Origin of the sequence: Amycolatopsis sp. NPDC051371 (assembly GCF_040682155.1) — a bacterium.
Lineage (GTDB): Bacteria > Actinomycetota > Actinomycetes > Mycobacteriales > Pseudonocardiaceae > Amycolatopsis.
This window is the reverse complement of the sequence record NZ_JBFBAG010000003.1, coordinates 224,836-238,292: the sequence shown is the minus strand read 5'-3', so window position 1 is coordinate 238,292 and position 13,457 is coordinate 224,836. Positions and strand designations below refer to the sequence as shown.

General features: G+C 69.0%; 14 protein-coding genes. 4 read left to right on the top strand and 10 right to left on the bottom strand.

Translation table 11 applies throughout. The annotated features are described in order from the left end of the window. The first annotated feature begins 8 nt into the window (after positions 1-8). Positions 9-800 carry a CoA ester lyase gene (locus tag AB0M59_RS05700; protein ID WP_364609285.1) on the top strand — a complete coding sequence of 264 codons (792 nt, stop codon included), beginning with the start codon at positions 9-11 and terminating at the stop codon, positions 798-800. A gap of 180 nt (positions 801-980) precedes the next feature. Here the strand turns inward: AB0M59_RS05700 and AB0M59_RS05695 are convergent, their stop codons facing one another. From AB0M59_RS05695 to AB0M59_RS05670, 6 genes are read right to left on the bottom strand one after another with little or no spacing between them, the layout of a single operon-like run. Next, the gene (locus AB0M59_RS05695; protein ID WP_364609282.1) at positions 981-1,967 is read right to left on the bottom strand and encodes an aldo/keto reductase; all 987 of its coding nucleotides are present in this window, start codon (positions 1,965-1,967) and stop codon (positions 981-983) included. A gap of 20 nt (positions 1,968-1,987) precedes the next feature. Next, on the bottom strand, positions 1,988-2,395 hold the full coding sequence (locus tag AB0M59_RS05690) for a cupin domain-containing protein (RefSeq protein WP_364609279.1): 408 nt from the start codon (positions 2,393-2,395) through the stop codon (positions 1,988-1,990). A 16-nt stretch (positions 2,396-2,411) separates the two neighbouring features. Then, positions 2,412-3,434, bottom strand: a complete 1,023-nt coding sequence (locus tag AB0M59_RS05685; protein ID WP_364609276.1) for a zinc-dependent alcohol dehydrogenase family protein — start codon at positions 3,432-3,434, stop codon at positions 2,412-2,414. A gap of 51 nt (positions 3,435-3,485) precedes the next feature. Next, positions 3,486-4,253: a glucose 1-dehydrogenase gene (locus AB0M59_RS05680; RefSeq protein ID WP_364609273.1), complete on the bottom strand. Its 768-nt coding sequence runs from the start codon at positions 4,251-4,253 to the stop codon at positions 3,486-3,488. Next, on the bottom strand, positions 4,250-4,588 hold the full coding sequence (locus AB0M59_RS05675; RefSeq protein WP_364609270.1) for a carboxymuconolactone decarboxylase family protein: 339 nt from the start codon (positions 4,586-4,588) through the stop codon (positions 4,250-4,252). The genes AB0M59_RS05680 and AB0M59_RS05675 overlap by 4 nt, the downstream gene beginning before the upstream one ends. Positions 4,589-4,612: 24 nt before the next feature. Next, complete coding sequence (locus AB0M59_RS05670) at positions 4,613-5,896, bottom strand: MFS transporter (protein ID WP_364609267.1); 1,284 nt, start codon at positions 5,894-5,896, stop codon at positions 4,613-4,615. Positions 5,897-6,081: 185 nt separating this feature from the next. Here AB0M59_RS05670 and AB0M59_RS05665 point away from each other — a divergent pair, with 185 nt between their 5' ends. Continuing rightward, positions 6,082-6,990, top strand: coding sequence for a helix-turn-helix transcriptional regulator (locus AB0M59_RS05665; protein WP_364609264.1), 909 nt, complete (start codon positions 6,082-6,084; stop codon positions 6,988-6,990). 89 nt (positions 6,991-7,079) lie between these two features. Here AB0M59_RS05665 and AB0M59_RS05660 read toward each other — a convergent pair whose 3' ends face one another. Genes AB0M59_RS05660 through AB0M59_RS05645 form a run of 4 tightly spaced genes read right to left on the bottom strand, consistent with a single transcriptional unit; the run spans position 7,080 to position 11,364 of the window. Next, positions 7,080-7,454 (bottom strand): nuclear transport factor 2 family protein, encoded by a 375-nt coding sequence (locus AB0M59_RS05660; RefSeq protein ID WP_364609261.1) that lies wholly within the window; start codon positions 7,452-7,454, stop codon positions 7,080-7,082. A gap of 9 nt (positions 7,455-7,463) precedes the next feature. After that, positions 7,464-8,828: an FAD-binding protein gene (locus AB0M59_RS05655; protein ID WP_364609258.1), complete on the bottom strand. Its 1,365-nt coding sequence runs from the start codon at positions 8,826-8,828 to the stop codon at positions 7,464-7,466. Continuing rightward, the gene (locus tag AB0M59_RS05650; protein WP_364609255.1) at positions 8,825-9,643 is read right to left on the bottom strand and encodes an aspartate/glutamate racemase family protein; all 819 of its coding nucleotides are present in this window, start codon (positions 9,641-9,643) and stop codon (positions 8,825-8,827) included. The genes AB0M59_RS05655 and AB0M59_RS05650 overlap by 4 nt, the downstream gene beginning before the upstream one ends. Next, entirely contained in the window at positions 9,640-11,364 is a 1,725-nt protein-coding gene (locus AB0M59_RS05645) for an AMP-binding protein (protein WP_364609252.1), read from the bottom strand. The genes AB0M59_RS05650 and AB0M59_RS05645 overlap by 4 nt, the downstream gene beginning before the upstream one ends. A 261-nt stretch (positions 11,365-11,625) precedes the next feature. Between AB0M59_RS05645 and AB0M59_RS05640 the strand changes: the two genes are divergently transcribed. Together AB0M59_RS05640 and AB0M59_RS05635 are read left to right on the top strand one after the other, a co-directional pair. Further along, entirely contained in the window at positions 11,626-12,603 is a 978-nt protein-coding gene (locus AB0M59_RS05640; protein WP_364609249.1) for an NAD(P)-dependent oxidoreductase, read from the top strand. A gap of 23 nt (positions 12,604-12,626) precedes the next feature. Continuing rightward, on the top strand, positions 12,627-13,454 hold the full coding sequence (locus tag AB0M59_RS05635; protein WP_364609246.1) for an aspartate/glutamate racemase family protein: 828 nt from the start codon (positions 12,627-12,629) through the stop codon (positions 13,452-13,454). The last annotated feature ends 3 nt before the right edge of the window (positions 13,455-13,457 follow it).

The window sequence follows — 13,457 nt, the reverse complement described above, 5'->3', positions numbered from 1 at the left end:
GTTCTCCGATGCTGGACGCCGTGACCTGGTTGTTCGTGCCGGCAACCCGGCCTGACCGATTCGTGAAGGCGGCAGGCGCCGGCGCCGACGTCGTGATCGTGGATCTGGAGGACGCCGTCCCGGCGGCGAGCAAAGCCGGCGCGCGGGAGAACCTACGCGCGAACTGGCCGTTCGGGCCGGATGTCGCGGTACGGATCAACGCCCGTACAAGCCCTGAACACGACGCCGACATGGCTCTGTGCCGCGAACTCGGCCCGGCGGCTGTCGTGCTCCCGAAGACGGAGTGCGCCGAGGACGTGACGACAACGGCGCGCCGCGCCGGCTGCCCGGTGGTCGCGCTGGTCGAAACGGCACGGGGGTTGCTCGGCCTTGGCGAAATCTGTTCGGCCGAGGGCGTTGCGAGACTCGCGTTCGGCAGCATCGACCTGGCCTTGGACCTCGGCGTTACCGCGGATGCGGCGCTGGACCACGCGCGCAGCGACCTGGTGCGGTGGTCTGTTGCGAGTGGACTTCCCGCACCGATAGACGGTGTCACTCCGTCGATCACCGATACCGCGGTCGCGGCGCGGGAGGCTCGCCGCGCGAAAGAGTGGGGCTTCGGCGGCAAACTCTGTATCCATCCGGCCCAGCTACCGGTCGTCGGCGCCGCGATGCGCCCGCGTTCCGAAGAGATCGCCTGGGCGCGGCGTGTCGTCGAGGCGGACAAACGGGCTGGGGGAGCCGCAGTCTCGCTGGACGGAGCGATGATCGACCGGCCGGTCGTGGAGCAAGCCCGGCGGCTGCTGGGCTCGGCGGAGTAGCCGGCAGTCTTGTCAACGGTTCGATCTTGCGCCGAGGCGACCGCGGTCCGGCACGCCGGCCCTCCTCGCCGGAGGGTGGTTTTCTCGGTGTGAGGTGTTCCGAGTGTTCCGTGCCACGAGGACGACGCCGAAGTGCAGCAGCGCGCCCGCGATCACAATTTGGCGCCAGCTGTGTGCCGGTCAGTGGCCGACAAGTGACATGTGGTGTTCGTTGTAGCGGTCGCCTTGGACTCCGATCCGCGCGGCGAGGTCGTTGAGGTCGGCGAGTTCGTCGGCGGAGAGCGGTATTTGGGTGGCGGCGGCGTTCTCCTCGACCCGTTCGATGCGGCGGGTGCCGGGGATGGGCACGATCCAGGGGTGCTGGGCGAGCAGCCAGGCGAGGGCGATCTGGCCGGGCGCGGCGTCCTTGGCGCGGGCCAGGCGGGTGACGTACTCGACCAGGGCCTGGTTGGCGCTGCGGTTGTCCGCGGTGAAGCGGGGAATGCTCGCGCGGACGTCGCTGGAGTCGAACTGGGTGGCGGGGGTGACGGTGCCGGTGAGAAAGCCTTTACCGAGAGGACTGAACGGCACGAAGCCGATGCCGAGTTCGCCGCAGGTTGGCAGAACTTCTGGTTCGGGGTCGCGGGTCCAGAGTGAGTATTCGCTTTGCACGGCGGTCACGGGATGGACGGCATGCGCGCGACGGATGGTGCCCGCGGCAGCTTCGGAGAGCCCGAAGTGGCGTACTTTGCCGGCTTGGACGAGTTCGCCGACGGCGTCGGCGACTTCCTCGATCGGGACGTCCGGGTCGACGCGGTGCTGATAGAACAGGTCGAGGGTGTCCGTTTGCAGGCGGCGCAGTGAGGCGTCGGCGACCCGGTTGATCTGCTCGGGTCGGCTGTCGAGCCCGACTGACCGGCCGTCCTCGATGTGCCAGCCGAATTTCGTCGCGATCACGACCTGGTCGCGCAGCGGGGCTATCGCTTCCCCGACGAGTTCTTCGTTGACGTAGGGGCCGTAGACCTCGGCGGTGTCGAAGAACGTGACGCCGCGCTCGACTGCGCCGCGCACCACGGCGATCATCGCGTCGCGGTCGCCGGGGTTGGGGCCGTAGCTCTGGGACATGCCCATGGCGCCGAGGCCGATGGCCGAGACCTCCAGGTCGCTGCCTAGGGTTCGCGTGTGCACGGGTTGATCAGCTCCCTGCGTTACTGCTGGTGGGCGTCTTGGTATTGCTGGTCGGTGACGGGCTCGAGCCACGTGGTGCCGTCGCCGCCTTCTTCGGGGCCTTCCAGCAAAGCGAGGTGACTCATGCAGTTGGTGTTCGTGCCGCCGTGCCAGTGCTCCTCGCCGGGCGGTGTCCACACGGTGTCGCCGGCGCGCATGTGGATGACCTGGCCGTCGCGGTTGACGACAAGACCGGCGCCTTCGGTGACGTGCAAGGTCTGTCCGACGGCGTGGGAGTGCCAATTGGTGCGGGCCCCCGGGGTGAACCGGACCATGGATGCGACGAGCCGCGAGGGCGGCTCGGGCGTCTTGATCATGGTGAGGTAGACGTCGCCGGTGAAGCGCTCGGCCGGGGTCTTGACGGTGTCGTTGAGGGGAATGTGCTCCATCAGCTTTCTCCAGTTCTCAGGGGCGTAGGAGGGTTTTGACGGCGCGGCGTTCGTCCATGGCACGGTAGCCCTCGGCGACCTGGTCGAGCGGCAGTTCGAGGTCGAAGACCTTGCCGGGGTCGATGGCGCCGCGCCAGATGCGGTCGATCAGGTCGGGCAGGAACCGCCGCACCGGTGCCGGGCCGCCGAGGAGCCGGACGTGGGAGTAGAACAGCTCCTCACCTGGAAGGGTGACGTCGTGGGCGACGCCGACGTAGCCGACTGCGCCACCGGGGCGCGTCGAGCGGATGGCCTGCATCATCGATTCCTGGGTACCGACAGCCTCGATCACGCTGTGCGCGCCCAGGCCGCCGGTCAGCTCCTTCACCGCGGCGACGCCGTCGTCGCCACGTTCGGTGACGATGTCGGTGGCGCCGAACTCGGTGGCCAGCTTCTGGCGGGATTCGTGCCGGCTCATCGCGATGATCCGCTCCGCCCCGAGCTCCTTGGCGGCCAGTACTGCGAGCAGGCCGACGGCGCCGTCACCGACGACCGTCACGGTCGCGCCCGGTTGCACGTCGGCGGCGACGGCGCCGAACCAGCCGGTCCCGAGCACGTCGGAGGCGGCGAGCAGGCTCGGCACGAGGTCATCGGAGGGGACCTCGGGGGTGGCGACGAGGGTGCCGTCGGCGAGCGGGACCCGCAGGTACTCGGCTTGGGCGCCGCCAGCGCCGACGAACTCGCGGTGCACGCAGGAGGTCTGGAACCCCGCCCGGCAGATCTCGCAGGTGTTGTCGGAGGCGAAGAACGAGCCGATGACGAACTGGCCGGGCCGGATGGTGGTGACCTCGCTGCCGACCTCCTCGACAATCCCGACGTACTCGTGCCCCATCGGCGTGGGTGCGGTGACGGGGTTGATGCCGCGGTAGTCCCACAGGTCCGACCCGCACACGCAGGTCGCGGACAGGCGGATGACCGCGTCGGTCGGGGCCAGGATGGCCGGGTCGGCGCGCTCCTCGAAGCGGACGTCGCCGGGGGCATGGATAACTGCGCCACGCATGGGTCATGCTCCTTCTGTTGCTGTGTCCGGCGGTGGTGGTGATTTGGAGGTTCAGCGGGCGGTGTAGCCGCCGTCGACGGGCAGGGCGACGCCGACGATGAAGCCGGCGCCGGGGCTGCACAGCCACAGCACGGCCGCGGCCATCTCCTGCGCGGTGCCGAGACGCCCGATGGGCTGGTTGGCGGCGGCTTCGTCGCGGTCGAGGTCGCCGGAGTCGATCATGGCGGTGACCATCGGGGTTTCGATGGTGCCGGGGCAGATGGCGTTGACGCGGATGCCGCGCGGGGCGTATTCGAGGGCGGCGCTGCGGGTCAGGCCGAGGACGCCGTGTTTGGACGCGTGGTAGGCGGCCCGGCCGGGCAGCCCGACCAGCCCACCCAGCGACGAGCAGTTCACGATCGCGCCGGAACCCTGGGTCCGCATCTGGGCGAGTTCGTGTTTCATGCTGGCCCAGATCCCGCGCAGATTGATGGCGTTGATGCGGTCGAACACCTCCGCGGTCTCGTCGGCGGCGTCGGTCATCGGCGACTGGATGCCGGCGTTGTTGTAGGCCAGGTCGAGGCTGCCGAACTGCTCGACAGTGGTGGCCACCGCGGCTGCGACTTGGTCTTCGTCGGCCACGTCGCAGTGCACGGCCAGCACCCGGTGCCCGGTTGCGGCGAGTTCCCGCTCGGCGGCCGCCAGTGCGTCGGCGTCGACGTCGGCCAGTGTCACCGCCGCGCCGGCCTCGGCGAAGGCCCGCGCGGTCGCCAGACCCATCCCCGAGCTCGCGCCCGTGACGAAAGCGACCTGCCCGGTGAAGTCGTAAGCCGGGTTCACGGTTCGTCGCTCCGGAAGACCTTCTTGGCAACGCTCATGGCGGCCATGGCTTGGGGCCAGCCGGCGTAGAAGGCCAGGTGGGTGATCGCTTCGATCAGCTCGGCCTCGGTGTTGCCGTTGTCCTTGGCCAGGCCGAGGTGGTAGACCAGCTGTTCGGTGTTGCCGTTGGTGGTCAGCGCGGCGACGGTCACCAGGCTGCGTTCCTTGGGCGTGAGCTCGGTGCGCTTCCACAACTCGCCGAAAAGGACATCGTCGGTGAAATGCACCAGCGCGGGCGCGAAGTCGCTGAACAGCTTTGCTGCGCCGGAGGGCTCGGGCTGGGTGTTGTCGGTCATGAGTTTCCTCTCGTTGATGTTGTTCTAGTGGCGAGTGCCCAATCCCGCGACCGCGGCCAGAGCCCCCGCCGCGGCGACGGCCGCGGCCAGTAACAGACTGACCCGCATCCCCGCCGCCAAACCCGGAGGCGCGGACAGCAGGGCACCGAACACAGCGACGGCCAGCGCGCCACCGAGCTGCCGGCTGGTGTTGAGCAGGCCGCTCGCAGTCCCCGAGCGGTGTGCGGGAACCGCAGCGAGCAGGACCGCGATCACCGGCGGGATCACCGTGGGGCCGCCCAGCCCGACGAAAAGCAGCACTGCGGCGGTCACCCACGTGGGTGCCGTGGCGGGGAGCGTGGCGAGGGTGGTGAGTCCGGTCGTCATCAGCGCCAGGCCTGTGACGACGACCGGTCGGGTGCCGGTCCGTTCTGTCACGTGCGGGACGAGCGGGGTCAGTACGAGCCCGGCCAGCATCATCGGCAGGAACACGACACCGGTGCCCAGCGACGACAGACCACGGTCCTGCAGTACCAGGCTCAGCACGAACGGCATCCCGTAGTAGCCGACCATGAACGCGAACCCGATCACGACCGCCGTGACCACGGTGCGGGACCGGAACAGGTCCGGGGGCAGCATGGGGTGCGTAACGCGCGCCTGGAGCGACACGAAGGTGACCGCCGCGACAACGGCGATTCCGAACGCCACCAGGACTCCTGCGTCTGCAAACCAGCTTCGGCCCGCCTCGATCGCCCCGTAGACCAAGGCCGCAATCGCGACGACCGCGGTCACCTGCCCGGCGCGGTCGAAGGGCATCCGGTGCGTCCCCGAGCGAGCCACCCGGGCCAGCAACATCAGCGCCGCCATCCCCACCGGCACGTTGACCAGAAAGATCCAGCGCCAGCTCGCCGTAGTGAGAAGCCCACCCACGACCGGTCCCGCCGAGGACGCCACGGCGCCGCCCATTGCCCACAGCGCTACCGCCCGCGCCCGTTTCACCGGATCGGGGTACGCCTGCGCGATCAGCGCCATCGACGACGGCATCACCACCGCTGCCGCGGCACCTTGCAGGAAACGGAACACCACCAGCACCGCCAGGACCGGCGCGAGCCCGCAGGCCAGTGACGTGAGCACGAACACGCCCACGCCGAGGCCGAACGCCCGTTTCGCGCCGATCCGGTCGGCGAGCGACCCAGCCGAGAGCAGGAAAGCGGCGAACGTCAGCGTGTAGCCGTCGACCACCCACTGCAGGCCCACGATGCCGCCACCCAGGTCGGCCCGCATGGCTGGCAGGGCGACATTCACGATGACCGCGTCCAGGGTGACCACGAAGAACCCGAGCAGCGCCGCGGTCAGCGTCGCGACAGAACTGCCGGTCACCGGCGGGGCCGTGGACTTCTCGGAAGTGGTCACGCCCCTATGCAACGCCGGTGTACGGGCGGCCGGGAGGTCGCATCGTTCCGGGTTCCAGCAGAACCCCCCTCACGAGTTTGACGCGTCGTACCGTGGAGGGCATGAACGCCAAGAGCACCGAGGCCCGTGACTTCCTGGTCACCCGCCGGGCCAAGGTCACGCCCGAGCAGGCGGGGCTGCAGCACTACGGCGGCAACCGCCGCGTCCCCGGTCTGCGCCGCGAAGAGGTCGCCATGCTCGCCGGTGTCTCCGCCGATTACGACACGCGCGTCGAGAAGGGCAACCTCGCCGGTGTGTCCGACAGCGTCCTGGACGCGATCGTCGGCGCGTTGCAGCTTGACGAGGCCGAGCGCGTTTACCTGTTCGATCTCGCCCGCGCCGCCAACGCCGCCGGACGGCCCCACACCGCGGCCGGGCAGCGGCGCCGGTCTCAGCAGCGGGTGCGGCCGGTCGTGCAGCAGATCCTCGACAGCATGATGACGACGGCCGCGTTCGTCCGCAATGGACGCTTGGACATCCTGGCCACCAACCTGCTCGGCCGTGCGCTGTACTCGCCGGTGTTCGACAGCCCGACCCGCAGCAGCGAGGTGTCGCTGCCGAATCTCGCCCGGTTCGGCTTCCTCGACCCGGCCGCTCGCGACTACTTCCCCGACTACCCCAAGTCCTGCCACACCTCGGTCGCCATCCTGCGCACCGAAGCCGGCCGCGACCCGCACAACCGGGACCTCTCCGACCTCGTCGGCGAGCTGAGCACTCGCAGCGAGGACTTCCGCACCCGCTGGGCGGCCCACGACGTGCGCCTGCACCGCAACGGAACGAAGTGCTTCCGCCACCCGGCCGTCGGCGAGCTGACGCTCGACTTCGAAGCCATGGAGCTGTCCACGGACGCCGGGCTCGCCATCACCGCCTACACCGCGCGTCCCGATACGCCGTCCGCCGAACGACTCCAGCTCCTCGCGAACTGGGCGGCCACCCGGATGCTGACCAGCGAACTCGAGCATCGCGACTGAAGGCGCTGCACAGCCACCGCGTGCGTAGGGGGAGATGGTCACGATCGAACGCCGCATGACGATTATCACGAAGCGGCTCCAAGTGGTGATCATGTAGCTGCTGCGGGATCCAGCGGAGTGATGCGAAGCTCCGGCGGCACGAACTCGATCTCCGAGTTGCAGAGGTGCTCGATCAGGTCGCCGGGTGCGGTGAAGATGAACCGTACGGTCTTGGAACGGCCGTCTTCGTAGTTCATGTGCGTGTAAACGGTCAGGCGCGGGCCCCTGCGAATGACGTCGCTGAGGAAATCCAGCGTGCGTGGTGGGCGGGCGTCGATGAACTTCCGGATGACGTCGCGTCCGGCGCGGTGCCCGCCGCGGTAGTCGTCGAGGACACCGTCCTCGGTGAACAACGCCGCCGCGCGTGCTCCGTTGGCGCTGCACATCGCTTCAAGATAGTGATGAACGATCGAGCTGTCGGCCATGGCTCCCTCTCAGTGGTTCACCAGTGGCTGCCGTGCGTGGAGGGCGGCCTTCGCGGCGAGCCGTCCGAAAACGAGGGCACGGGAGAGGCCGCCTGCATAGCCGGCCACGTTGTAGCCGCCCTGGTCGATGCCGGCCGCGAACAAGCCGGGCATGAGCGAACCGTTGGTACGCAGCACCTGGCCGTACCCGTTGGTGCGGATCCCGCCGAACGTCGACGTCACCGCGGCCCTCACCTCAACGAGCGAGACCTGCCCGGGCCCGACGGGGAACTGGTGACGGGAGCGCGCCGGCCGGGGCGAGTCGCCGTTGGTCACGAGTTCGTCGTACTCCGTCAGTGTTCTGAGTGCAGTTGTCCCGTCACACCCCCACCTTGCAAGCTTGCGCACGGCCCCATCAAGCGAATCGATCGTCGCGGTCCGGGCGCCGCGCTCCGCGGCAGTCCGGAGCATTTCGGTGAGGTCGATACCGACGCGGTCGGCCGACTCGCGCAGGGCGTCGGGGCCCAGCACGAGGAACGCCCGTCCGGCGCGGGCGACCGCGTTCGCCAGTGGGACCGCCCCGGCCGACTCGTCGGTGAGCCGCTTGCCATCGAGTCCGAGCACGACGCCGTAGACGACCGAATGGATGACGAGGCCGCGGTAGTCGGCTTCGGTGAGCACACCCCGGACCGCGGGGAGGATGACGCCGTAGAAGGTGTCCATCCGCCGCGAGGTCGCCGCCCCCGCCCGCAGCGCGAGTTTCAGGCCGGTGCCTTGGCTGTGCGGGTTACTGCGAACCGCGACCGAGTCGCCCACCCGGTCGCCGAGGTACTCGGCACGGAGGGCGGAGCTGGCCTGAAAGCCGCCGCTGGCTAGTACGACGGCTTTGGCCTGGACCTCGAACTCGTCCCCCGAAGCGACGTTCCGGAGACGGCCGCCGGTCACCGCACCACCGGATACGGTGAGTTCGGTCGGCGTGGTGCCGTGGAGGATCCAGCCGCCGGCCGCTTCGACGACGCGGCGGGCTCGGGCCAGGAACGTCTCGATGTCGATGTTGCGGCCGATCGGTGGCGGGTCATAGGTCGAACTGGACGAAGAACGATGACGCTCGCGCACGGCGACCCGGAGTTTCGCCAGCCACTTGAACGATTCCTCGAGGTTGCCGCGGACGACAGCCCACAGCACGGCGTCGCCCTCCGGATCCGCTCGCCGGAAAGCCTGCTCGTCCCGCACGGTCCAGACGTTGCCGGTCGACAGCAATGCCGTGCCGCCGAGGTGATCGGCGATCTCGGCGACGATCACGTGGGCGCCTTCGCTCGCGGCCTGGGCGGCGGCCGCCATGCCGGCCATGCCGCCGCCGACCACCAGCAGGTCGGTCTTGGTCGTCTCGGTCATCGCCCGCTCGCCGGCTCGTGCGCAGTATCGGTGACGAGGAACGGGATGTCGTACATCTCGGCCGCGCGGGCGAGCACTTCAGCCGGAGGCGAAGCGTAAAGCCCCCGGCGGCTGGTCCAGTGGCCAGTCTGCTGGTGGATGGCGCCCGCGGTCTCCGCGAACCGGGCGAGGAGCACGTAGGTGTCCTGGATGATCACACTGTCCACTTCGCGCAGACCGGCATGTGCCGCGAGCGTAGTGTGCACTCCGCCGCCGATCACGACGTCGGCGCCGCGTACGGCGAGCCTGCGCGCGGATTCCCGGTAAGCCTCGACCACGGCGGCCGCGACCTCGGGATCGGTGAACGCCTCATGGATCCGCGGCAAGTAGTCGAACCGGACCGAGTCGACGCCGGCGAGCCGATCGGCGAGGCCGTACCCGTGCACGATCTCGCGGTAGCGCGGTTCGGCCTTCGCGTTGGTGGCCACCACGCCGAACTTCTCTCCGGTCATGCACGCGACGGCGCACGACACTTCCATCTGCACGACGACCGGGATGTCCAGGACCTCCCGGAGTGCGACCACGCCAGGATCGAGGGAGTTGCCCAGGGCGAACACGTCGAACCCGTCTTGCTGCGCCCGCAGACCGTTCGCGATGATCTCGCGCTCGTCGTAGTGGAACAGCAAGCGGTACTGGTCGGCGTAGGCTCCGTGGGTCGTTCCCCGGACCACGACGGTGGTCGACGGGCTCACGCAGGCTTTCAGCTGCTCCTGCACCGCGGCGATGAAGCCCGGACTGCGCGTTTCCGACGCCATCAGCTGGAACCAGATCTTCACAGGCGTCCCTTCGTTGCCGGACGGCTCGGCTCGCCGGAATGCGGCACCATCGTCTTCAGGTCGGTCTTGCGGATCTTCCCGGTGGCTGTCTTCGGGAGGGCGTCCAGGGCCGTGATGCCTTCGGGCAGGAACCGGCGGGAAAGCCCTTTGGCCAGAAGGAACTCGCGCATCGCGTCGATGCTCATCGTCGCTGCCGGGCGAAGGGCGACCACCGCGTGGGCACGCTCGCCGAGCCGTTCGTCGGGAAGCCCGATCACTGCGGCGTCGAGCACGTCGGGATGCTGGTACAGCAAGCTTTCGATGGCGACCACCGGAACGTTCTCACCACCTCGGATGACGATGTCCTTGGTGCGGCCGCTGAGGGAGACGAACCCGTCGACGGCCAGGACCGCGCGGTCTCCGGTGCGGAACCACCCGTCGGCGGTGAATGCTTCGGCGGTGAAGTCAGGCCGTTCGAAATAGCCGACGAACAGACCCGGCCCGCGGACCTGCAGGTCCCCGTCGACGCCGGCCGGCAGCGGGGTGTCTTGGGCGTCGCAGACCCGCACCTCGCACGAACCGATCGGAACCCCGTCCGTGGCCTCCATCCGGTCGCGGGGCAGGGACGGCGCACCGGACAGCCCGATGCCGTACTCGGTCATCCCCCAGGACGGGATCACCTGGCAGCCCAGCTGTTGCCGGGCCCGGGGCACCAGCCCTCGGGGGATGGGCGCACCCGGGATGGAGACCACGGACAGATGCGGGACGTTCTCCACCCGGGCGTCCGGCAGGGCGACGATGTCCTGCAGGAACGTGGGGGATCCGACCATCGCGGTGACGGCCTGTTCGCGCAACGCGCGCAGGCCCGCTTCCGGGCTCCACCGCTCGAGGTAGACCGCGGTTCCCTGCAGCAACGCGGACATCATCGCACCCCAGTAAAACCCGGTGCCGTGCCCGACCGGCGACATCACGAGGTTGACCAGCGGTTCGCCCAGCGCGCCCTGGCCCAGGTGACGCGGCCATTCCCGCACGATGGTATCGATCGTCTGGTGGAGGTGGACGACGGCCTTCGGTTCGTTGGTCGTCCCGGAGGTGAAGCCCAGGAAGGCGATCGTGGTCGGGTCGACCTCGGGCAGCTCGGACTCCTGCTCGGTGCCGGCCAAGGTGTCGAAGTCCGTCCAGCCGGGTTCGGCCGGTGCCCCCGCGCCGAGAACCACGACGTGTTCGACACCGGGGTTCGACGCGCGCACCCGGCGGGCGAGCGCGACGAGGTCGTGCCGGCCGAAGGCGGCGGCAATGATCAGAACCTTCGTGTGGGCCCGGCCGAGCATGAACTCTACTTCGTGGTGCCCGTAGGTGATCGGGATTCCCGAGTACACCGCGCCCAGCCGAGTGATCGCGAAGGCGAGTGCCGAAAACTCGGCGCAGTTGGGGACCATCACCGACACGGTGTCGCCGGGTCGCACACCCAAAGCCCGCAATCCGGCGGCGACGCGGTGGCTGAGGTCGTCGAGCTCGGCGTACGTCAGCGAGCGGACGCGTTCCCCGGTGGCGTCGATGCTGATGGCGGCGATGCGTTCGGGGGCGGCCCGGACGGCCTCGTCGAGGTAGCTGCCGAGGGCCCGGTCGCGCCACAGGCCGGTCTCCCGGTAGCCGGCGATCACGGATGCGTCGAGCCTGCTGCCTGCTCCGGTGAGGAACTCGCGCTTCACGGTACCCGCGGTGACCTCCATGTCTGCCATCCGAAGCTCCTTTGCGTGGCGCCGTCCGTGCGCAGGCTGGGTGTACACCGTAACAAATGTCTTACAGTAAGGGCAATGTAAGTTTTGCTCGGTCGGCGATTGACGAGGACCGGGCGTCGCGGCTTGACTTGACAGTCACGATTATGTCAGACACATTGGCTCGTGAGCGGCGGAAGCCGCGCGCCGGCGTCGGCGAGGTCCGTAGTCCCTGCGTGGTCGGTGGAGCCCGTCTTGGCCGATCGGGAACGACAGGAGAAACGAATGCCTCCAACGACGGACCACGGCGGCACCGGAGCACCGGGGCGGCCCACCGTCCTGGTGACCGGTGCGGCGGGGTTCCTGGGCTCGCACGTGGTCGAGTCACTCAGTGCAGCGGGGAAGTTCGACGTGCTCGGGACCGACGTGGTCCGGTCGGACCGGACCGACGCGCTCACGACATTGCCGGGTGTGCGGTTCCACGCCACGGACCTGCGGGACGAGTCCGCGATCGACGAGTTGATCCGCGACTGTGACAGCGTGGTCCACCTCGCCGCCGTACGGATGAAGGCGTCGTCCGCCGATCCGCGGGCGGCCCACGACATCAACGTCGGAGCGACGTACGGGCTGATCTCGTTGGCGGCGAAGCATTCCCTCCGGCGCTTCGTCTTCGGGTCCTCGCACACGGTGTACGGATCGTTCGCGGATCCGAACGTGTCCGCCTATCGTGAAGCCGACGCGACCGTTCGTCCCGGACTGAGCATGTACGCCGCGAGCAAGCTCGCCGTGGAGGCCTTCCTGTCGGCCTTCGCCGCGGCAGCCGGGCCGGAATACGTGTCGTTGCGGTTCGGCACTATCTACGGCCCACGGGTCAATCTCGATTCCAACAACGGGATCCTGCTGGCCGTGCTCGAAGCGATGGGCCAAGGGCGGCGTCCCGCCATCCCGTGGGCCCGGGATTCGGTGCACGCGCTGACCTACGTCGGCGACGCGGCGAACGCCGTCGTCCGGGCGCTCGAGGTCGACGGCGAATCCGGCCCCGTGAACGTGGTCGGTGAGCCGATGACCGCGGAAGTCATGTACACGACGCTGGTCAAGCTCGCGGGCGGCGATCCCGCCGTTCTCGACTGGCGTGACGAGCGCACCCGCTACCAGCTGGTGAACGCGGACCGGCTGCGGTCGGTCCTGGGCATCGAACACCGTACGAGCCTGGAAACCGGGCTGTCCACCTTAATCGACTGGTACCGGTCGGGCCGAGCATGAGCACGACGGAGTCTGGGAGTTCCGTGACGAAAATCCTTTACCTCAGCATGTCGAACGAGAAGTACTCGGTGAACTACTTCCCGTTCCTGCGCGATTACGTGCGCTCCATCGCCGGACCGGACACCGAAGTCGTCCTCCGCGGCACCCGTGTTGGGCGGATCGACAGCTACCGCTTCTTCGAGACCCTCGATACCGTGTCCATCCTGGACTCGGCATTGGACGGCGAACGGACCGGATTCGACGCCGTGGCCATCGGGAACATCCTCGACCCCGGCCTGCGCGAGGCACGGTCCATGGTGGACATTCCGGTCGTCGGCCTCGGCGAGACCTCCATGCTCACCGCGTGCATGATGGGCAGCCGGTTCGGGCTGATCGGGGTGAACCCGTTCTTCGGCGGGCGATTCGAGGAGAACGTGGCCAAGTACGGCCTGCGCGAAAGGCTCGCCGCGCTTGAGTTCATGGCGCTCACCCCGCACGAGCTCGATGCGTGCTTTTCCGATGATGCCGCCCGGCAGCGCGCCGTGGCCGCGTTTCATGACGCCGCCCGGGCCGCGCTCGATGCCGGCGCGGAGGTGATCATTCCCGCCGGCGGCCGGCTTGTCGCGTTCCTGAACGCCAACAAGATCCGCGAGGTGGACGGCGCACCCGTGCTCGACGGCACGGTCGCGCTCATCACGGCCGCCGAATCGGCCGTTCGCATGCGCGCGGCCGCGGGTTCCTTTGTCAGCCGGCGCCGGCTGTACGCCAAGGCGCCCGCCGCGACCATCCGCGATGTCGCCGCGGAGTACGCCGAGAGCTACCGGCTCCCGGCGCTCGCTGAGCCGGGCCTGCCGCCCGGCGACGGCGCATGACCG

Bases quoted from the DNA above. Each gene is read 5' to 3' on its own strand.
- AB0M59_RS05700 (WP_364609285.1), top strand. From the start codon at position 9: ATGCTGGACGCCGTGACCTGGTTGTTCGTGCCGGCAACCCGGCCTGAC.
- AB0M59_RS05690 (WP_364609279.1), bottom strand. From the start codon at position 2,395: ATGGAGCACATTCCCCTCAACGACACCGTCAAGACCCCGGCCGAGCGC.
- AB0M59_RS05685 (WP_364609276.1), bottom strand. From the start codon at position 3,434: ATGCGTGGCGCAGTTATCCATGCCCCCGGCGACGTCCGCTTCGAGGAG.
- AB0M59_RS05675 (WP_364609270.1), bottom strand. From the start codon at position 4,588: ATGACCGACAACACCCAGCCCGAGCCCTCCGGCGCAGCAAAGCTGTTC.
- AB0M59_RS05665 (WP_364609264.1), top strand. From the start codon at position 6,082: ATGAACGCCAAGAGCACCGAGGCCCGTGACTTCCTGGTCACCCGCCGG.
- AB0M59_RS05660 (WP_364609261.1), bottom strand. From the start codon at position 7,454: ATGGCCGACAGCTCGATCGTTCATCACTATCTTGAAGCGATGTGCAGC.
- AB0M59_RS05655 (WP_364609258.1), bottom strand. From the start codon at position 8,828: ATGACCGAGACGACCAAGACCGACCTGCTGGTGGTCGGCGGCGGCATG.
- AB0M59_RS05645 (WP_364609252.1), bottom strand. From the start codon at position 11,364: ATGGCAGACATGGAGGTCACCGCGGGTACCGTGAAGCGCGAGTTCCTC.
- AB0M59_RS05640 (WP_364609249.1), top strand. From the start codon at position 11,626: ATGCCTCCAACGACGGACCACGGCGGCACCGGAGCACCGGGGCGGCCC.